Here is a 19,576-nt window from a genome sequence, read left to right on the forward strand (position 1 = left end):
TCTGCCACCTGAGCAGGCACTCGCAGCTCATGACGGCACGTCACAACGCCATCACGATCACCTGGTTGACACTGTTTGCGCTCTTGCCGCCCCTCCCCGCCCGGGCGTAGACAGACCGCACGGGACTCGCCATGGCAGAGAAACGGGGCAGTGATGCGCAGCAGTCTTCGATCACGCAGGGCACCGCAACACAGGCGTACCACAGCCAAAATCGCCGCGGCGGTCGTGGCGGGCGCGCTCGCGCTCACCGTCACCGCCTGCGGCGGGGACGACAGCGACGACAAGGACGGCGGCGACAAGGGCGGCGGCAAGGAGAGCGGCGCCGCGGTCCAACTGCCCAAGCTGGACGGGCAGACCGTGTCCGTCGCCGCCGTCTGGGGCGGCTCGGAGCGGAAGGTCTTCCTCAAGGTTCTCGACGAGTTCGAGAAGCGGACCGGCGCCAAGGTCACCTTCGTACCGGCCCAGGACCCCATCATCAGCTTCCTGGAGTCGAAGGTCGCGGGCGGCCAGCCGCCGGACGTCGCGATGCTTCCGCAGGTCGGCGCGATCGAGCAGGCCGTGGAGAACAAGTGGGCCAAGCCGGTCGGGCCCGAGGCGCAGAAGCAGCTCGACAAGAACTACGCGCAGGGCTGGCAGGACCTCGGGGCCGTCGACGACAAGCAGTACGGCGTGTACTTCAAGGCCGCCAACAAGTCCCTGGTCTGGTACAACACCCAGGTCTTCGACAACGCGGGCGCCAAGGCGCCCAAGACCTGGGACGACTTCCTGAAGACGGCCCAGACCGTGTACGACTCCGGCGTACCGCCGATCTCCGTCGCGGGCGCCGACGGCTGGACCCTCACCGACTGGTTCGAGAACATCTACCTCTCGCAGGCGGGCCCGGAGAAGTACGACGACCTCGCCGAGCACGAGATCAAGTGGACGGACCCCTCCGTGAAGGAGGCGCTGACCACGCTCGGTGAGCTCTTCGGCAAGAAGGGCTTCGTCGCGGGCGGCGCGGACGGCGCGCTGCAGACCGAGTTCCCCGCCTCCGTGAAGCAGACGTTCACCGGCGGCGACCAGCCCAAGGCGGGCATGGTCTTCGAGGGCGACATGGTCTCGCTGCCGATCTCGGAGACGAAGGCGAAGATCGGCACGGATGCCAAGGTGTTCCCGTTCCCGGCGGTCGGTGACGAGTCCCCGGCGGTCGTCGGCGGTGACGCCGCCGTGGCCCTGAAGGACAGCAAGGGCGCCCAGGCACTGCTCACCTTCCTCGCGTCGCCGGACTCGGCCAAGATCTGGGCGGAGTCGGGTGGTTTCGTCTCGCCGAACAAGAGCCTCGACCTGGCGGCGTACCCGAACGACGTGCAGCGGGACATCGCCAAGGCGCTGATCGCGGCGGGTGACGACATCCGCTTCGACATGTCCGACCAGGCCCCGCAGGCCTTCGGCGGCACGCCGGGCAAGGGTGAGTGGAAGGCGCTGCAGGACTTCCTGAAGAACCCGAAGGACGTCGCGGGCACGCAGAAGGCGCTGGAGACGGCCGCCGCCAAGGCCTACAAGGACTGACGCGGTGGCGTCCGCGAACGCCGGGGGCACGCCGAGTGCGGCGCTGCCCCCGGCCCCGAAACCGCGCAAGAGCGTGACCGGCACACGCAAGGGCATGGCGGTGCTGTTCCTGGCGCCCGCTCTGGTGCTGCTCGGCGCGCTCGTCCTCTACCCCATCGGGTACTCGCTCTTCCGCAGCTTCTTCGACAAGTCGGGCGACTTCACGGCGTTCGGCAACTACAAGACCCTGTTCACGGACGACACCATCCTCACCGCGATCAAGAACAACGCGATCTGGGTGGTGGTCGCGCCGACGGTCGCGACCGGGCTCGGCCTGATCTTCGCCGTGCTCACCGAACGCATCCGCTGGGGAACGGCGTTCAAGCTGGTCATCTTCATGCCGATGGCGATATCCATGCTCGCGGCCGGCATCATCTTCCGGCTCGTCTACGAGTCGGATCCCGACCGGGGTGTCGCCAACGCCCTCTTCGTGACCGCGCACGACACCTTCGCCGAGTCGTCCGCCTTCCCGCAGGCGCATCCCAGTACGGAGTCACCGCTGAAGGCGGCGGACGGGGGCGCCTTCATCACCCGTAGGACGGTGAGCGCGGGCACCCCCGTCGTCCTCCCGCTGACCGGTGTCGCGCCGGACAACATGCCGGACGGCGCCAAGTCCGCCGCGGCCGCGAAGCCGGACCCCGACAAGGTCACCGGAACGGCCTGGCAGGACTTCACCCGCGGCAAGGGCCGGGGCGAGATGAACGCCCCGGACAAGGCCGAGTTCGGCTATCCCGGGATCAAGATCGAGGCCGTCAAGGACGGCAAGGTGGTGGCATCGGCCGAGGCAGCGGACGACGGCACCTTCGCGCTCCCCAAGGAGGCGGACGGCGCCCAACTCCGCTTCCCCGCAAGCAACTTCCGCGAGCCGTACAACGGAGTGGACTGGCTCGGCCCCTCCCTCATCACGCCCGCGGTGATCGGCTCGTACCTGTGGATCTGGGTGGGCTTCGCGATGGTCCTGATCGCGGCCGGTCTGGCCAGCGTGCCGCGTGAACTCCTGGAGGCCGCCCGCGTGGACGGCGCCAACGAGTGGCAGGTGTTCCGCAGGATCACGGTGCCGATCCTCGCGCCGGTGCTCGCGGTGGTGACGGTCACGCTCATGATCAACGTACTGAAGATCTTCGACCTGATCTTCATCATCGCGCCGAACTCCTCGAAGGACGACGCGAACGTCCTGGCGCTCCAGCTCTACAACTCCGCGTTCCTCGACAAGGATTCGGGCGTGGCGAGCGCGATCGCCGTGCTGCTCTTCCTCCTCGTGATCCCGGTGATGATGTTCAACGTGCGGCGACTTCGGCGGGAGGCACGGCGATGACCACCCAAGTCGAAGCGGTCAAGGCGAAGCAGTCGCTCGGCGGGCGGATCGCCTCCGTCCTGAGCGGCAGCGCCGTCCGCGTCTTCCTCGTCGTCGTCGGCCTCTTCTGGCTGGTGCCGACGATCGGTCTGCTGCTCGGCTCGTTGCGCAGCTCGGCCGACATGGCGGAGAGCGGCTGGTGGAAGGTCTTCTCCACTCCGTCGCAGATGACGCTGGACAACTACACGAACCTGCTCAAGGACGAGACGATCACCGACTCGATCCTGTCCAGCATCATGATCACCGTCCCGGCGACACTGCTCGTCGTGATCATCGGGTCCCTCGCCGGATACGCCTTCGCGTGGATGGAGTTCCCGGGCCGCGACTGGTGGTTCATCGGTGTCGTCGGGCTGCTCGTGGTGCCCGTACAGGTGGCGCTGCTCCCGGTGTCGAAGATCTTCGGCGCGATCGGCATCTTCGAGACGACGATCGGTGTGGTCGTCTTCCACGTGGCCTTCGGGCTGCCGTTCGCGATCTTCCTCCTGCGGAACTTCTTCGCGGAGATCCCCCGCGAGCTCCTGGAGGCCGCGCGCCTGGACGGAGCCGGTGAACTGCGGCTGTTCTTCCGGGTGGTGATGCCGCTCGGCGCTCCCGCGATCGCCTCGCTCGGCATCTTCCAGTTCCTCTGGGTCTGGAACGACATGCTGATCGCGCTGATCTTCGCCGACTCCGAGAGCCCGCCGATCACGGTCGCGCTCCAGCAGCAGGTGCGGTCCTTCGGCGACAACGTGCAGATCCTGGCGCCCGGCGCGTTCATCTCGATGGTGATCCCGCTGGCCGTGTTCTTCGCGTTCCAGCGGCAGTTCGTGTCCGGCGTGATGGCGGGCGCGGTGAAGTAACCGATCACGAGCAACAAGGGAACCTGAGTTCGACGAGTGAGGCGGCCAAGCACCGGGGCCGCCTCACTCGCGTCTATCCCCCATATGCCGCATACGGCGTAACTCGACCGGCCGCCGGGACGTTTCCGGGCAGTATGCCCGCGCCGACCCATGGATGTGCCTTGCCCCGGTTCAGTGTCATCGTGCCCGCGTACAAGGTGCAGGCATATCTGCACGCGTGCCTCGAATCCGTCCTCGGGCAGTCGTTCACGGACTTCGAGCTGATCGTGGTCGACGACGCCTCACCCGACGCATGCGGCGCCCTCATCGACGAGCGCGCGGCCCGTGACACCCGCATGAAGGCCGTCCACCTCAAGGAGAACGTCGGCCTTGGCCCGGCCCGCAACGCGGGCATGGAGCGCGCCACCGGCGACTACCTGATCTTCCTCGACAGCGACGACACCCTCACCCCCCACTCCCTGCACGCGATCTCCGACCGCATCAAGGAGACCGACGAGCCGGACGTCCTGATCTACGACTACGCGCGCACCTTCTGGTCGGGCGAGGCCGTGCGCAACCAGTTCGCGAGCCTCCTCAAGGAGGAGGGCCCCGCCCCCTTCAGGCTCAGCGACCGGCCCGGCCTGCTGCGCCTCCTGATGGTCGCCTGGAACAAGGCCTACCGCCGCGACTTCATCGAGCGCGAGGGCTTCACCTTCCCGCCCGGCCTCTACGAGGACACGCCCTGGACCGCTCCGGTCCTGATGAAGGCGGACTCGATCGCCACCCTCGACCGGGTCTGCGTGCACTACCTCCAGCGCCGCCGCGGCAGCATCCTGCGCACCACGACCCGCAGGCACTTCGACATCTTCGACCAGTACGAGCGGGTCTTCGCGTTCCTCGACGAGCACCCGGAACTCTCGGCGACCTGGCGGCCCGTCCTCTTCAGGAAGATGGTCGACCACCTCTCGGCGGTCTTCAGCAAGCGGGACCGCCTCCCACGCGGCAGCCGCGCCGAATTCCTGCGCAAGGCCCGCACCCACTACCGCCGCTACCGCGTCCCCGGCGCCCGCCCACGCGCCCGCGTCCGCGCCCGGGTCCGGCACGGCCTGGTACGCCTCGGCACGCACCGCACCTACCGCACCCTGTGGACGGCGCTGCGGGTCAGGTCACGGGCCAAGCGGTACGCGGCGAGAGCGCGGCGCCGCGCCAAGGGTGCCGTGCTGCAACTGCACTACCGCGTCCAGCTGCGCCTGCCGCTGCGCGCCGACCGCGCGGTCTTCTCCTCGTACTGGGGGCGCGGCTACGGCTGCAACCCCGGCGCCCTGGAGGCCGCGGTGCGCGAGCACGCCCCGCACATCCGCACCGCGTGGATCGCGGACCCAGACCACCACCACACCCTGCCGACGGCCACCCGCAGGCTGAGCCCCGGCACGGCCGCGTACTGGAGCGCCCTCGCCCGCTCCAAGTACCTCGTGAACAACGTCGACTTCGACCGCAGGCTCGTCAAACGCCGCGGCCAGATCATGATCCAGACCATGCACGGCACACCCCTGAAGCTGATGGGCCTCGACCTCCAGGACCGGCCCGCCGCCGCGCGGGGCACGGACTTCGACGCCCTCCTGCGCAACGCCGACAAATGGGACTACGTCCTCTCGGCGAACCGGCACTCCACGCTGGTCTGGGAGCGCGTCTACCCCGCCTCGTACACCACGCTCGAGTACGGCTACCCGCGCAACGACATCTACCAGCGCGCGAGCTCCGCCGACGTGGCCCGCATCCGCGAGTCCCTCGGCATCCCCCCAGGCGCCGTCGCCATCCTCTACGCGCCCACCCACCGCGACTACCGCCACACCCAGCTGCGCTCCCTCGACCTGGAGCGGATGCTGCAGAGCCTCGGCCCGCGCTTCGTCGTCCTGACCCGCGCCCATCACTCGTACGGGGCACCCCTGGCGCCCACCTCGGGCCGCCTGATCGACGTGTCCGACCATCCGAACGTCGAGTCCCTCTGCCTCGCGTCCGACGCCCTGGTCACCGACTACTCCTCGCTGATGTTCGACTACGCCAACCTCGACCGCCCCGTCGTCCTGCACGCCACCGACTGGGAGGCGTACGAAGCGGCCCGCGGCACCTACTTCGACGTGCGCGAGTTCGCGCCGGGCGCGGTCGCGCGCAGTGAGGACGAGCTCACCGACATCTTCGCCACCGGCCACTGGCGCGGCTCGCGCTCGGCGCAGCTGCGCGCCGCCTTCCGAGACCGCTTCTGCGTGTACGACGACGGGCGGGCCGCTGAACGAGTTGTGAGGCATGTGGTGCTCGGTGAGGCAGGGGGTCTACCGTCTGTGGCGCCACTCGCGGACCGGCACCCGGCGCCGGCCGCGGGGGTGGCCGATGAGCCGCTGCCGCGGGCCGACGTCTCCCCGCCCGCTCCGCGCTTCTGACCGCGCACTGTCCTCCTTCCCCCATCCCCGGGACCAGATATGCGACACGCTTCCGCCACCACGCCCGCGACCGCCACCGGCCAGGACGACGGCCAGGACACCGGTCAGCTGCCGCGGCCGCGCAGACTCTCCGATGTGAAGGGGTGGTTCCACCCGGTCGACCAGGTGCTCTTCGACTGGATCCTGAGCCGGCAGCGCGACCTGGAGCAGCGGGGCGATCTGCTGGAGCTCGGCGCGTATCTGGGCAAGAGCGCCATCTTCATGGGCGCGTATCTGCGCGCGGACGAGACCTTCACCGTCTGTGACCTCTTCGACTCGCCCGCCCCCGACGAGGCCAACTCCGCCGAGATGGGCCGCTCGTACGCCACGCTGACGCGCCGCGCCTTCGAGGCCAACTACCGCTCGTTCCACGACGGTCTGCCGCGGATCGTCCAGGAGCCGTCCTCCGGCATCACCGCGCACGTGGACGCCGACAGCTGCCGCTTCGTGCACATCGACGCCTCGCATCTGTACGAGCACGTCCACGCCGACATCGCCGCCGCCAAGGAGGTGCTCGGGCAGGACGGGATCGTCGTGCTCGACGACTTCCGGGCCGAGCACTGTCCGGGCGTGGCCGCGGCGACCTGGGGCGCCGTGGCGAGCACGGGGCTCAAACCGCTGACCATCACGGCCACCAAGTTCTATGGGACATGGGGGAGTTACGACGCGATCCACGCCGATCTCGCCGCGTTCCTCAAGGAGCGGGACGACATGTGGCACGGCGCCGAGGAGGTCGCGGGCTACCCGATGATCCGGATCAGCGGCAAGAAGGCGAAGCAGCCGGAGCACCCGGTGTCACGGCACGCTGACGAGCCCGTCCCGCAGCTGCGGGGAGGGGCGCCCGAGCCCGCGGGGACCGGGGGCAGGGCCCGGGGGCTGCTGTCGTCGCTGCTCGCACGGACGGTACGCTCCTGACGTACGAGTTCCCCGCGCCCCGTAGGCGCGGGGAGCTCACCGTTCAAGCAGGTCGAACAGCGCTTCCCAGCGCTCAAGAACCCGCGCCTCGGAGAACCGCTGTACGTTCCTGCGGGCCCGCTCCCCCATCGCGTCCCGCAGCCGCGGGTTGCCGGTGAGGCGCAGGAGGCGGTCGGCGAGGGCCTCGATGTCGCCGGCGGGGGCGAGCAGGCCGTCCTCGCCGTGGCGCACGATCTCGCGTACGCCGGGCGCGCAGTCGAAGGCCGCGCACGGCACCGCGCTGGCCATCGCCTCCATCAGGGCCAGCGGGAAGCCCTCGCCGCGGGACGACTGCACGAAGAGGGAGCTCTCGGCGAGCACGCCCGGTACATCGCTGGTGCGGCCCCGCCACTCCACCGAACCGTCGAGGCCAAGGCGGGTGCACTGCCGCTTGAGGTCGGCCTCGTCCGCTCCCGCGCCGTAGATCCGCAGCGTCCAGCCGGGGCGCTGCGGGGCCACGAGCGCCCAGGTGTCGACGAGCATGTCGACGCCCTTCTGGTCGGCGAGCCTGCCGATGCTGCACACCACCTTCCGGTCGCGCCGCGAGGGCACTTCGGGGAGGTGGGCGAGGGCGTTCGGCATCGCGCCGACGTTGTGCATGCCGTCGGTGATCCAGTCGTCGGCGTCCTCCTGGGTGAGCGCGAGCCAGCGGTCCACGGAGGGGTAGCTGCGCTTGACCGCGCGGTAGCGGTGACAGGCACGGGTGTAGGCGTACGACTCGTGGCTCATGCCGATGATGCGCAGGCCCGCGGTGTCCGCCTCCCTGATCCACTCCATCGGCCAGACCTGCGTGACGATGGCGACCGCGCCGGGCCGCGCGGCACGGAAGATCTCCGAGAGCCGGTCGACGGTGCGGCGCTTGGCGGCGATCCGCGCCGATTCGCGGCGGCGCGCCACCACGTTGAGGCGGCCGAGGCCGCGCACCGGGCGGGGAGTCTGCGGATGCTCGCGATAGAGGCTGGTCACGGGGTAGCCGCGGTCTTCGGGGAGCTCCAGTTTCAGCTCGGCCTCGTGGACGCCGATGACGTGCACGCGGTGGCCGTTGCGCTGGAAGAGGCGGGCCATCTGGTGGGCCCAGGCGGTGACGCCGCCGAGTTCGTCGACGGTGTTCGCCACGAGGAAGAGATCGCGGCTCTTCGTCGCGGCCGCGATCCTCGTGGTCGCGATCGTCGTGGTCATGCCCCGCCCCTCTTCTCCGTGTTCCCGAACCGCTCACCGTTCCCGAACCGCTCGCCGAAGAGCGCGTCCACCACGTCGGCCGCGGCCCGCCCCTGGTCGTACGCGCCGAACCGCGCGGCGAACGCCCGCCGGGGCTCCGCCCACGCGTGGTCGGTCTGCTTGAGCGTGGCGAGCACCCGCAGCAGTTCCTCCTCCGTCTCGACGACGGGCCCGCCCGCCTCGTCCCGCAGCGCGAAGTAGCTGCCACGCTCGGCCGCGTACGCGTCGAGGTCCGGCGCGAAGTGCACCAACGGCCGGTCCAGGAGCGCGAAGTCGAACATGATCGACGAGTAGTCGGTGATCAGGACGTCGGCGAGGCACAGCAGCTCGCTCACGTCGTGGTGGGCGGACACATCGATGACCGTGCCGGGCGGGCAGACCGGGAGGCCTGCCGTCTCCATGTAGTGGGCGCGCACCAGGAGGACGTGGGTGTCGCCGAAGCGGTCGGCGAACTTGCCTACGTCGAGCGGCAGTCGCACCGCCTTGCTGTTCTTGGGCACACCGCGGAACGTCGGCGCGTACAGGACCACCGTCTTGTGATCCGGGATGCCGAGGTCGGCGGCCACCGGCGGCCGCGGGAAGCGGCCCGACGCCTCGTCGCGGGCGCGCGCGGCGACCAGCCGGTCGTTGCGCGGGTAGCCGCAGCGCAGCAGCCGCTCCTCGGGGATCTTGTAGGCGCGCGCCAGGGTTTTCACGTCGTGCTCGGAGCGCACGAGGAAGTGGTCGAAGCGGTCGACGGCCTGCTTGAGGCGCTCGCGCTGCGGAGCGTTCTGCGTCTTCAGGCGCGCCTCGTCGAAGCCCATGCGCTTGTACGCGGAACCGTGCCAGGTCTGGAGGTACGTGGTGTGGCGCGGCTTGTCCAGGGCGTGCGGGAAGCCTTGGTTGTCGATCCAGAACTCGGCGCGGGCGAGTGCCCACAGGTAGCGCCAGGACCAACGGGCCACCAGGCGGGCGGAGTCGGGGAATCCGTCGGCCGAAGCGGCGTACGACCAGGTGCAGCGCAGCCGCAGCCCCCGGTCGGTGATCTCCTGGTGGACGGCGCGCGGGCTGTCGCCGTAGCACCTGCCCATGTGGCTCTCGAAGACGACCGAGCCCTTGCTGACGGGGAGCCGCCGCAGCACACGCCGGTAGACGCGGGTCTTGACCGCCTTGCCACTGAGCCCGTCCCATCGCTTGCGCAGGGCGCGCAGCCGGAGCCGCAACACCCGCGCGGGGCGGAAGTGCGTGGCGTAGTGCAGTGCCGCGCGCAGGGTGCGGGCGGCGCGGTGGCGGGGCGCGAGGCGCAGCTCCAGCTTGTTCCCGCCGGTGACCGTGATGCCTTGGCCTTCCCCCAGGGTCTCCGGCTCGGCGACGAGTTCGGTGGTCATCTCCTGGCCGCCCGCGGCGAGTTGGAGCCGGGGCTCCCAGGGGCGGTCGCGGATGCCGAGGTCCCGCAGCCGGGCGGTGAGGCCCACGGTGGCTCGCCACAGGACCGCGCCGCCGTCGTAGTGCACCTCCTCCACGGGTACGCGAAAGCCGCGCCGGCCCGCGCCGTGCGCCCGCACGTCGAGCGACGCGGTGAGCGGCGGCCTCTCGGGCAGCAGACCGCCGGGCAGCACGACACACCCTTCGAGTACCGCCTGGCCACCCTCGGCGTCGCACCTGGTGAGACGGTTCAGGAGGCGTACCTGGTCCAACTGCCGGTACTGGTGGCCGAGTTCACTGACGTCGAGCACTTCTCGTACGCGCGGGTCGTCGAGCCCGTCCGCGCGCCAGTACACCTTCCCCTCCCGTTCGGTCAGCTCCGAGACGACGGTGCCCGGCCGCGCGAGCGCGTACGCGGCCGCGAGCACGCCGTCCGTGTCGCCCTCCGCGAGCAGCCGCACGCACACCCGCTCCACGGGATCGAGGGCGTCCAGGGCGCGCAGGTCGGCGCGGCCCTGGAGGTGCGGGGCGATGCCCGCCGTGGTCCGGCGCCGTTCCTCCGCGGTGAGCTGCGGGAACGTACGGGCGCAGGGCAGCACGTGGTCGACGAGGAAGGCCCGCTCGCGCCGGTCGCCCAGGTCGAGGCGGCCGAGGCTCACCAGGAGCCCGGCGACGCGGTCGTTGACAGCGGCGAGCGCTGGAGTCTCGCGGGCGGGGGCGGGCGCCGCACGGTGGGTGGTGATCAGGTTCGGTACGAGAGTGATGCCGCGCACCCCGAGGGCGGCCTCGACGCCGAAGAGGACCTCGCTGTGGTCGAGGTCCTCCGCGTACCGCAGACGCCTGCGGTCGAGGACGTCACGGCGGACGCAGAACCCGGCGGTCAGGGAGTCCCTGGCGACGAGTTCGGGGGCGTCGGAGAGGTTCTCGACCTTCCTCGTCCTCGCGTGCAGTCCGTCCTGCCAGCCCGGTCCGCGCTCCTTCTTGCCGCTGCCCGTGAGCCGCGTCCAGCGCCCCGCCACCAGGTCGGCGCCGGTGGAGCGCGCGGCGTCGAAGAGGTTGCGGCAGGCGTTCCGCTCCAGGAGTTCGCCCTCGCCGAGCACGATGACGTACCGCCCGCGTGCCGCGTCGAGCCCGAGGTTCCGCGCCGCGGCGACCGGCATCTCGCGGTCGGCGCGGACCGGGCGCACCCGGTGCGGCTGGTCGGCGGCGAGCTCCTGCGCCGCGTCGCGGGCGGGGCCGTCCGCACCGGGCTCGACGACGACCGCCTCGACGTTGCCCATGGTCTGGTCGAGCACGGACCGCACCGACTGCCGCAGCGCCTCGACGTCCGTGCCGGCGACCACGACACAGCTGACGTCGTGCAGATCCGGCGTGCTCATGCGCGGCCTCCTTCCAGCATCGCGTCCGCGACACCGGCGGCCGCGTTCCCGTCGTCCAGGTCGCAGAAGACCTCGCGGAACCTGTCGTACGCGTCGGCGTACCCGGCGGTGGCGGCCGCCGGGTCGCGCAGCGCCTCGACGACCTCGTCGCTCGTACCGAGCAGCGGTCCCGGCGCCCGCGCCTCGAAGTCGAAGTAGAAGCCGCGCAGGGTGTCGCGGTAGTGGTCGAGGTCGTAGGTGTGGAAGAGCATCGGGCGGCCGGTCTGCGCGAAGTCGAACATCAGGGACGAGTAGTCCGTCACCAGGACGTCGCTGATCAGGAGCAGTTCGCTGACGTCGGGATGGCGCGAGACGTCGCGCACGAAGTCCGATCCGGGGACGGTGCCGCCGACGAGGTAGTGCCTGCGGACGAGGAGCACGTGGTCGTCGCCGATGGCGCGTTCGGCGGCGTCCAGGTCCAGCCGCAGGTCGAGGGCGTAGCGGCCGGCCTGCTTGGGCTGGTTCTCGCGCCAGGTGGGCGCGTACAGGACGACGCGTCTGCCTTCGGGGATGCCGAGCCGTTCGCGTACGGATGCCGCGACCTTGGCGCGGTCGGCGGCGTGCAGCAGGTCGTTGCGGGGATAGCCGCGTTCCAGGACCTCCCCGGTGTAGCCGAAGGCGCCGCGCAGGACGGGCGTCGAGAAGCGGTTCGGGGAGACGAGGACGCTCCACTGGTCGGCGCGGCCGGGCAGGGTCGCCATGTAGGCGCGGTCTCCGGAGGCGTGGCCCGCGAGGTCGCGGCCGATGCGCTTGAGCGGGGTGCCGTGCCAGGTCTGTACGACGTACTGGCCATCCGCGCGCTCGAACCAGTCGGGCAGCTGGGTGTTGGTCACGATGTAGCGGCAGCGGGCGAGGGCCTCGTGCCACTCGGCGCTCCACAGGGCGAGGGGCGTGGCGCTCTCGGGCAGCGCGACCTGCTGGTCGCGGACCACCCACAGGTGCTCCAACTCCACGCCTCTGCCGACCAGTTCCTCGTGCACGGCGCGGGGCGAGTCCGAGTACTGCCGTCCGTCGAAGCTGCAGTACAGGACGGCGTCCCGCAGCGGTCCGCCGCGCCGCGCCGCGTACTCCTCGCGAAGCCTGCGCTGGCGCGGGCCGCCCCGGTCGGCCACGGGAAGCGCGGAGCCCGAGCGCAGGTGGAGGCCGTCGTGGGCGTGGCGCTTCAGGCTGATGTCACGGCCCGACCTGGTGCGTACGAGCGGCAGTTCGCGGCCCTTGCCCGGCGCCACGCACACGGGGGTGTACTGCTCGGGGTCGCTCGTGCCCGCCCCGCGCAGGTAGAGGTTCCAGCGGCCTTCGGCGAGCGGCAGGGTGCCTCCGGGCCCTGGCACGGCCTCGGGACGCAGCGCCGCGGCGAACCGCCCGCCCTCGATCAGCACCGGCACCACGGCCTCGTCGCCGTGGCCGCCGTGCACCAGGACCAGCTCCCCTGCGCGGGCCTCGGCGTCGGGGTGGCTGCCCTCGACGATCAGCTCGTCCTCCCAGGTCACGGCGTCGACGAGCGGCCGCACGGTCTGGTCGCGCAGCTCCAGGTTCCCCGACGCGTTGGCGAGGACGAGGAGTTCACGCCCCGGCAGCAGTCCGTACCGTCCCGAAGGCACGTCGGGGCAGGCGGCGAGCGGTGTGCGGTCGCCGCCCTCGCGGACCAGGGCGACGCCCCACGGGTCGGCCTTGCGCGGCTCTCCGGTGCGCTCGTCCTCTCCGGCGTGGAAGAGGCCGAGCGGCACATCGGCGCTGAAGTCGCGGCCGTTGACCAGGGCGGGGACGTAGTGCGCCTCCTTGGTGGCCCAGTTCTCCACGCGCAGGGCGTCGACGGCCTGCGACTCCCCCGGCGCGAGCCGCCCGTGCAGCCGGACGGCGCCGCCGCAGCCCTCGTGCGCGACGAGCCGCCCCGCCACCCGCTCCGTGCGCAGCCTCAGCCGCCCCTTGCTGAGGGTGACGGCGACCCGCAGGAACTCCTCCAGATACCGCACGGGCAGCCGCGGCGGGCTGCTCGTCCTGACCGGCCCTGTGCGCGGCAGGAGCCCGCTGACCACGCCCATCTCCACTTTCCAGGTGGTGCTGCGCCGCTTGGTGACGGTCCTGCGGGGGTCGATGACCGTCTCGAAGCCCGACCGGTCGTAGCTGTGCAGTCCCTGCTTGGAGCGGTACGTCGCCTCGCGCGCCCGCACCGTGCGCAGCCTCAGCGGCAGGACGCGCCGCCGTCCGGCCCGCAGCCAGGCGACCCTGGCGCGCGCGCCGACGCGTCCCGCGGGCAGGTTGGGGATGTAGGCGTAGCCCTTGAGCCGCAGCCTGCCCCGCTCGTCCCAGGCGATGTGCGTGAGCTGAGCGGTGAGCGGCAGGTCGGAGCGTTTCAGGGCGACGGTCTCGCGCGGCAGCCCGCCGATCCCGGGGTAGTCGGCCCTGCGCCTGCGCAGGCCGCGCACCCGGAAGGCTTCGGGGTGGGACTTCTCGTACGCCATGAAGGCGAGCAGGTCGGTGACGCGGCGCTGGCGGATGAGCTGCCAGCGCACGCGCAGGGCGAGCGGCAGTGCGGCCACGACCGTGGGGTCGACGGTGTCGACGAAGGCGTTGGCCTGCTCCATGAAGGCGTCGTGGTACGTGGAGTCGCCGTGCGGCAGGGCCTCCATGAACAGCCACAGGTCCCCGGAGAACACGGTCGTGTCATAGCGCCGCTTGGCCTCCGTGAAGACCTCCGCCAGCGGTGTGCCCGCTGTCTGAGCGGCCTTCGACGCGAGGAAGCCGCTGGCGGCGAGGACGGCGGCGGTGCGGTCGCGGACGGCGCGGGGTTTGGCGCGGCGGCTCGTGATGGAACCGGCGCGGTCGCGCCAGAGGTAGACGGGCTCCTTCAGTACGTCGACGGAATCGGCGAGGAAGTGCGCGGGGATCATGACGGGGGTGTCCTCGAAGAGCACGCCCTCCGGGAAGGTGAAGACGTGCCGGTCCCAGAAGTCCCTGCGGAAGACCTTGTTGCAGGCGATGCGGTCGCCGAGCAGTTCCCAGTCGCGGGTGACGTGCGTGCCCCTGCGGTCCGTGTCCATCATCTTGCGGAACATCGGCGACTGCTCGCTCCTGTCGCCGGAGCGCAGCCGGTGGACGTTGCCGGTGACGAAGTCGGAGCCCGAATCGTCGAGCGAGGCCAGCATCCGCTCGTACGCGTCCCGCGGTACGACGTCGTCGCTGTCGACGAACGTCAGGTACGTGCCCTTCGCCTCGCGCACCCCCGCGTTGCGGGCCGCCCCGAGTCCCGCGTTCTCCTGCTCGACAAGCCGGAATCTGGCGTCCTCGTCGGCGAACTCGCGGGCGATGCGTGGGCTCCCGTCGGTGGACCCGTCGTTGACCATGACGACTTCGAGGTCCGGCATGGTCTGCTCGGCCAGTGACCGGAGGCAAGGGGCGAGAAACTCCTCGACGTTGTAGACGGGGACGACGACGGCGAGTCGGGGTGTCATGCGCTGCGCACATTCCTTCCGGAGAACTGACGGGCACGGCTGCGCGTCCTGCTGAGGGCCACTCGGTTAACAACGACCGCCCTTCCGGGTCACCCGCACAGAGCCATTCGAGTGAGCGCGCGAGCGGGCCCGGTGCCCGGCGGCTCGAAGGCCGCCGGGCACCGGGCCCGCTCAAGTGCCGCCGCCGGTCAGGGCTTCACGGCGATGCGGCCCTCGTCCATGCGCAGAAGCAGCAGCCGTTCGCCGGTCTTGTCCATGAACTCGTCGACCGCCTGGCGTGACCCCTGCCAGTAGCCGTAGTCGTCGATGAGCAGGACGCCGCCGCTGACCAACCGGGGGTACAGGTGCTCCAGTTCGTGCTTGGTCGAGGCGTACCAGTCGGTGTCGAGGCGCAGGACGGAGATCCGCTCGGGCGCATCGCGCGGGACGGTCTCCTCGACCATTCCCTGGACGTAGTGGACGCGCTCCTTGGGGTACGGCACCTTCTCGAAGCCGGACTTGACGTCGTCGAGGGAGGCGACGGCCCAGATCGGGCGGTCCTTCCCCTGCGTCTCGAGCAGCTCCGCGGCGGACTTGCCGTCGCGGCGCAGGTCTTCCTCGGTGGGCGGGGTCATGCCCTCGTAGGTGTCGAAGAGGTACAGGTCGCGCTCGGTCTCACCGGCGGCGAGCAGCGCCTTGGCGCAGGCCTGCATCGAACCGCCGCGCCACACACCGCACTCGACGATGTCACCGGGGATGCCGTGCCGGACGACGTGCCGGGTCGCCAGGATGAAGGCGTTAAGACGTTCGGGAGAGGTCATCGTGTACGGCTTCACCGCACGGATGATCTCCTTCGCCTCGTCGTCGTAGTCGGCGGGGAGGTTCAGTGCCTTGGGCTTGGGCTTCGGCTTCGATGCCGGGGCGGGCTTCGGCGCGGGGGCCGCCGCCGCGCGCTGGGCCGGCATCGGTTTGCGCGTCAGCTGGTATCCGGTCAGTTGCTTCAATGCGCCATTCACAGCGCGTCGCCATGCCATGGGAGCGGACAGTACGCGCAAGTCACCCTTGATGCCACATTTCGTCAACATGCGTTCATCTGGTGTCACTTGCCGCCGAAACGGATTGCTCGTCGCCTTCGCGCGGCGCCACCACCTTCGGCCTGCCGCACTCGGCGCGGCCCTCGACGGGCTTGGGCAGCGGGACGCCCTCGACCCCGCCGATCCTGTTCGCCCACCAGTTGGTCGTTCCGCGCACGAAGGCCATGGTGAGGCCCGGGTAGTTCTTGGGCCGCTGGAACACGCCGACCGAGTCGCCCCAGTAGGCATGCTTGGCGTCGATGCTTCCGTAGGCGTGGCGGATTCCCTTCATGGGCGGGAAGTCCGTGTAGGCCTCGCGGAGTTCGAGCCGGGTGTACGCGGCCAGGGCGCGAAATCCGTCCGGGTAGTAGCGCCAGCAGTCCTGCGCGTCGTGCACGTGGCCGCGCGAGGGAGCCGTCACGAAGGCGATGCCCTCCGGCTTCAGGACGCGGGCGATCTCCAGCATCGTCGCCCAGAAGAAGGGGATGTGCTCGAAGGCCTGCCCGGAGATGACGAAGTCGGCGCTGCGGGACTTCACGGGGATGCGGTAGGGCTTCGTCATCACCGCGTCGACGTTGCGGCCGTCGAGCACGTCGACGCCCACGTACTCCGTGTCGCGCCCTTCGAGCAGGGCCTTGTGGGTGCGGGTCTGCCCGTCGGAGACCCGGGCCCCGAGGTCGACCACCCGGTGACGCTTCCCCGTGGGCATGTACTGCTCGACGCAGAGTTCCATCTGCTCGTACGCGGACTGGTGCACGTCTCCTCCTACACAGGTACACAGACACAGGTACACAGAGCCTGAACGGTGATCTTCTCCGCATCTCCCGCGTTTACCGTGTATCGACACAGCCGCGCCATCCGCGCGGGGTGCGCCGGGCGCACCACTTCCTCGCCGGTTCCTCGACGTAGGTGAACATCGCCCAGGACAGCGCGACCACGGTGACGCCGACGCCGAGGAGCGTGAACACCGCGAAGTTCTCCGGCTGCGGGCGGCCCCAGGTGTCGAGGATCAGCCGGTTGAGGGTCTGGTGCAGCAGATAGAAGGCGTACGACCAGAGTCCGAGCAGCACCATGGGGCGCGAGCAGAGCCAGCCGCGGTGTCCGGCCAGTTCGCGCTGGACGTAGGCGGCGATGAACAGGACGGCGAAGAGGGCCGCGACCGACCGCAGGGCCCAGGTGAGCTGGCCGGCCGCGTACGGGCCGAACAGTGAGGCACGGTTGCTGTGGATGACGGCGTACGCGACGAAGCAGGCGAACAGCACCGACGGGTCGAGGCGGAGCCGGTGTCCGCGGCGCAGGGCCAGGGCGCAGGCCATGCCGACACCGAACTCCGGAAGGCGGGTCACCGGGTGCCGCATGATCCATTCGCTGGCGAAGGGCGAAAGGTGGGTGGCGGTCCACCAGTTGAGCACCCACATCGCGATGAGCCCGCCGACGGCGAGCAGGGCCAGGGTGCGGGTGCGCAGGCGCAGGACGTAGCGGATCGCGAAGGGGAAGAGGAGGTAGAAGAACGCCTCGACGCTGAGGGTCCAGGCGACGCCGTTGCCGGGGAACGTCGGGGTGACGCCGGGGAACCACGTCTGCACGAGGAACAGTGAGGCGACGAAGCTGAGGGCGTCCGTCGGGACGCCGCCCCAGAGGTAGAAGACCCAGACGCAGGGCACGGTCGCGACCAGGTGGGCGGGCCAGATGCGGCCGAACCTGCGCCAGTAGAAGAGGCGGGCGCGGGTGCCGGGGCGGTGCCCCCAGGTGAGCAGGAAGCCGGAGAGCACGAAGAAGAAGTCGACGCCGGTCGCGCCCAGCTTCGAGTACGGGAAGAGCAGCGGCGCGTGGGCGACGCCGCCGTACGCGCTGAGCCCGGTGAAGTGGTGCACGAACACCGCGAAGGCGGCGAGGAAGCGCATCCCGGTGAGGGAGTCGACCCGGCACGTGGGGTCGTCGGAGGTACCGGGCCCGGGCAGGGGGCGGGTCTGCCTCGGAAGTGCCGTCGTCATGCGGTGGCCCCCTCGCCTGCGCGCAGGGCCGGGCCGCAGCCCGCCGGGCGCATCTCGGCGACCATGGCGTCAAGGGCCGGGCGCACGCGCTCGCGGAGTGCGGTGATCCGGGACGGGTCGCGTACGGCGGCTCTTCGGACGTAGTCGCCGCCGTTGCCCTCGCGGTAGAGCGGGACGTAGCCCGCGGCCGTGAGCCGGGGCTCGGTCAGGCCCGTCTTGCCCGTCCAGGCCGCGTGGACGTGGAGGAGTTCGGGGCGCACCTCGTTCAGGACGTGGTGGCGCAGGGCGGCGGTGTCGCCTGCCGCGTACGCGTCGGCCAGGCGGCGGTCGGTCAGGCCCGCGAGGTCCAGGACGTGCAGCCGCGAGGTCAGCAGGGTGCCGCCGAGGTCGGGCAGGGCGACGGTGGCGTCGCGCAGGCCCAGATACCCGGCGTACGCGTTGAAGGTGTGGCCGTAGCGCTCGGCCACGTAGCACATGGACAGGGTCGGGCGGCCGGTGAACTTGCCGTCCTGCGCGGCCTGTCCGGTGACCGAGAGCAGCAGGGCGCCCGCGAGCGCGCAGCCGGTCAGGGCACGCGCGCGGGGGCCTTCCGTATGCCAGACGGTCCCTGCGGCCAGGGCGAACGCCGTCGCGGCGAGCACCCACACCGGGGTCGCGAAGCGGTACAGCGCCATCCAGTCCCGGCCGAGCACGCCGTACGCGATGAGGGTCAGGGCCAGCGGGACGAGCAGCGCGGCCAGGGCTCTGCGGGACGGTCCTGGACGGGCGAGCGCGATGCCGACGCAGGCCGCGCCGATCAGGGCGAGCGCCCAGCCGCCGTACGTCAACAGCTCCCCTGTGGCGGCCAGTTGGCCGAGCCGCGGGGGCTTCTGGGCCTTGGCCACGGCCGTGTTCGGGACCCAGAGCCCGAAGGTCGCGCGGCGCCAGAGCAGGAACACCGCGTACGGCAGCGCGAACGTGCCGCAGCTCAGCGCCACCGCCCGCACGGCCCGCGCGAGGCGGTCCCTGCGCAGGAGCAGCAGCACGGTCACGGGATAGGCCGCGGCGAGCACCGCGCCGTCCGGCCGTGTCAGGGCGGCGAGCAGCGCGAGGGCCCCGGCGGTCGCGGCGACGGCGGGCCGCAGCAGGGTGCCGCGCACGGCCGCCCGGACGAGCAGCGCTCCGGTCGCGGTGGCGGTCAGCGCGTACAGCGGGTTCTCAAGACCCGAGAAGGACCACGCCACGTACGACAGGTTCGCGGCGAGGACTCCGCCGGTGAGCAGCGTCAACGCCCAGGCCCGGCCCGGCAGAACGGTCCGCGCGGCCACGGCCACGCAGGCCAGGGTGCCCGCCGTGCAGAGCAGCGCGAGGGCCTTGGGGTAGAGCACCAGGTCGCTGACGCCGAGGAGTGCGCCGTGGTCGAAGAGGCCGAGCCTGCGGCCGATGAGGAGCAGGGCGAGCCAGGCGGGGTTGGAGTAGCCCTCCACGGGGTCGGCGCCCGGCTGCTGCACGGGGCCGAGGCCCTCGTCGACGCTGCGGGCGTAGGCGAAGGTGATGGCCGCGTCGTCGACGATCCACTGGCCGAGGGCGCTCGCCCGCCAGGCGATCAGGAGGGTCGCGAGGGCCACGGCGGCGGGGTCGGCCCAGCGGCGGCAGAGGGCGACGGCGGTACGGGGACGGGCCGGAGAGGGGGCTTCGGCCGGGCGTGAGGACTGTGGTGCGGATGGTTCCTTGCGGCGCTGGAACTGCGCGAGGGGACTGATCATTAAGGGGATAACTTACACATATCGCCTCAAGTCGCCCTCTCGTCCGCCAGGCGGGTGACCCGTACGCGGCCACACCCCTTGCCGGGGTCGATTGCGGTCAAAG

At 71.0% G+C, this 19,576-nt stretch carries 12 protein-coding genes; 5 read left to right on the forward strand and 7 right to left on the reverse strand.

The features are described 5' to 3' along the window. The first annotated feature begins 153 nt into the window (after positions 1–153). The 5 genes from ACWGI2_RS15105 (at position 154) to ACWGI2_RS15125 (ending at position 7,151) form a co-directional block, all read left to right on the forward strand. Positions 154–1,548: an ABC transporter substrate-binding protein gene (locus ACWGI2_RS15105; protein ID WP_453695645.1), complete on the forward strand. Its 1,395-nt coding sequence runs from the start codon at positions 154–156 to the stop codon at positions 1,546–1,548. Between the two features lie 73 nt (positions 1,549–1,621). Continuing rightward, the gene (locus ACWGI2_RS15110; protein WP_453695773.1) at positions 1,622–2,902 is read left to right on the forward strand and encodes a carbohydrate ABC transporter permease; all 1,281 of its coding nucleotides are present in this window, start codon (positions 1,622–1,624) and stop codon (positions 2,900–2,902) included. Continuing rightward, on the forward strand, positions 2,899–3,780 hold the full coding sequence (locus tag ACWGI2_RS15115) for a carbohydrate ABC transporter permease (RefSeq protein ID WP_453395829.1): 882 nt from the start codon (positions 2,899–2,901) through the stop codon (positions 3,778–3,780). The genes ACWGI2_RS15110 and ACWGI2_RS15115 overlap by 4 nt, the downstream gene beginning before the upstream one ends. Before the next feature lie 161 nt (positions 3,781–3,941). Further along, positions 3,942–6,197, forward strand: coding sequence for a bifunctional glycosyltransferase/CDP-glycerol:glycerophosphate glycerophosphotransferase (locus ACWGI2_RS15120; RefSeq protein ID WP_453695646.1), 2,256 nt, complete (start codon positions 3,942–3,944; stop codon positions 6,195–6,197). 39 nt (positions 6,198–6,236) lie between these two features. After that, the gene (locus tag ACWGI2_RS15125) at positions 6,237–7,151 is read left to right on the forward strand and encodes a class I SAM-dependent methyltransferase (protein ID WP_453695647.1); all 915 of its coding nucleotides are present in this window, start codon (positions 6,237–6,239) and stop codon (positions 7,149–7,151) included. A gap of 36 nt (positions 7,152–7,187) precedes the next feature. Here ACWGI2_RS15125 and ACWGI2_RS15130 read toward each other — a convergent pair whose 3' ends face one another. The 7 genes from ACWGI2_RS15130 to ACWGI2_RS15160 form a co-directional block, all read right to left on the reverse strand. Further along, positions 7,188–8,369, reverse strand: coding sequence for a glycosyltransferase (locus tag ACWGI2_RS15130; protein WP_453395832.1), 1,182 nt, complete (start codon positions 8,367–8,369; stop codon positions 7,188–7,190). Continuing rightward, positions 8,366–11,191, reverse strand: coding sequence for a CDP-glycerol glycerophosphotransferase family protein (locus ACWGI2_RS15135; protein WP_453695649.1), 2,826 nt, complete (start codon positions 11,189–11,191; stop codon positions 8,366–8,368). The genes ACWGI2_RS15130 and ACWGI2_RS15135 overlap by 4 nt, the downstream gene beginning before the upstream one ends. Beyond that, positions 11,188–14,682 (reverse strand): bifunctional glycosyltransferase/CDP-glycerol:glycerophosphate glycerophosphotransferase, encoded by a 3,495-nt coding sequence (locus ACWGI2_RS15140; protein WP_453695650.1) that lies wholly within the window; start codon positions 14,680–14,682, stop codon positions 11,188–11,190. Before ACWGI2_RS15140 ends, ACWGI2_RS15135 begins: the two co-directional genes overlap by 4 nt. A gap of 188 nt (positions 14,683–14,870) precedes the next feature. Then, the gene (locus tag ACWGI2_RS15145) at positions 14,871–15,695 is read right to left on the reverse strand and encodes a TylF/MycF/NovP-related O-methyltransferase (RefSeq protein ID WP_453395835.1); all 825 of its coding nucleotides are present in this window, start codon (positions 15,693–15,695) and stop codon (positions 14,871–14,873) included. Between the two features lie 55 nt (positions 15,696–15,750). Continuing rightward, positions 15,751–16,491: a class I SAM-dependent methyltransferase gene (locus ACWGI2_RS15150; RefSeq protein ID WP_453695652.1), complete on the reverse strand. Its 741-nt coding sequence runs from the start codon at positions 16,489–16,491 to the stop codon at positions 15,751–15,753. 73 nt (positions 16,492–16,564) lie between these two features. Then, a complete protein-coding gene (locus ACWGI2_RS15155) occupies positions 16,565–17,728 on the reverse strand; it encodes an acyltransferase family protein (protein ID WP_453695654.1) in 1,164 nt (387 codons plus the stop codon). Continuing rightward, positions 17,725–19,473 (reverse strand): hypothetical protein, encoded by a 1,749-nt coding sequence (locus tag ACWGI2_RS15160; protein ID WP_453695656.1) that lies wholly within the window; start codon positions 19,471–19,473, stop codon positions 17,725–17,727. Before ACWGI2_RS15160 ends, ACWGI2_RS15155 begins: the two co-directional genes overlap by 4 nt. Positions 19,474–19,576: the final 103 nt, after the last annotated feature.

This window comes from Streptomyces sp. NPDC054866 (genome assembly GCF_053610745.1).

What these genes read in the sequence shown, in the direction of transcription:
- ACWGI2_RS15105 (WP_453695645.1), top strand. Translation starts at nt 154, where the DNA reads ATGCGCAGCAGTCTTCGATCACGCAGGGCACCGCAACACAGGCGTACC.
- ACWGI2_RS15115 (WP_453395829.1), top strand. Translation starts at nt 2,899, where the DNA reads ATGACCACCCAAGTCGAAGCGGTCAAGGCGAAGCAGTCGCTCGGCGGG.
- ACWGI2_RS15125 (WP_453695647.1), top strand. Translation starts at nt 6,237, where the DNA reads ATGCGACACGCTTCCGCCACCACGCCCGCGACCGCCACCGGCCAGGAC.
- ACWGI2_RS15130 (WP_453395832.1), bottom strand. Translation starts at nt 8,369, where the DNA reads ATGACCACGACGATCGCGACCACGAGGATCGCGGCCGCGACGAAGAGC.
- ACWGI2_RS15135 (WP_453695649.1), bottom strand. Translation starts at nt 11,191, where the DNA reads ATGAGCACGCCGGATCTGCACGACGTCAGCTGTGTCGTGGTCGCCGGC.
- ACWGI2_RS15140 (WP_453695650.1), bottom strand. Translation starts at nt 14,682, where the DNA reads ATGACACCCCGACTCGCCGTCGTCGTCCCCGTCTACAACGTCGAGGAG.
- ACWGI2_RS15145 (WP_453395835.1), bottom strand. Translation starts at nt 15,695, where the DNA reads ATGGCATGGCGACGCGCTGTGAATGGCGCATTGAAGCAACTGACCGGA.
- ACWGI2_RS15155 (WP_453695654.1), bottom strand. Translation starts at nt 17,728, where the DNA reads ATGACGACGGCACTTCCGAGGCAGACCCGCCCCCTGCCCGGGCCCGGT.
- ACWGI2_RS15160 (WP_453695656.1), bottom strand. Translation starts at nt 19,473, where the DNA reads ATGATCAGTCCCCTCGCGCAGTTCCAGCGCCGCAAGGAACCATCCGCA.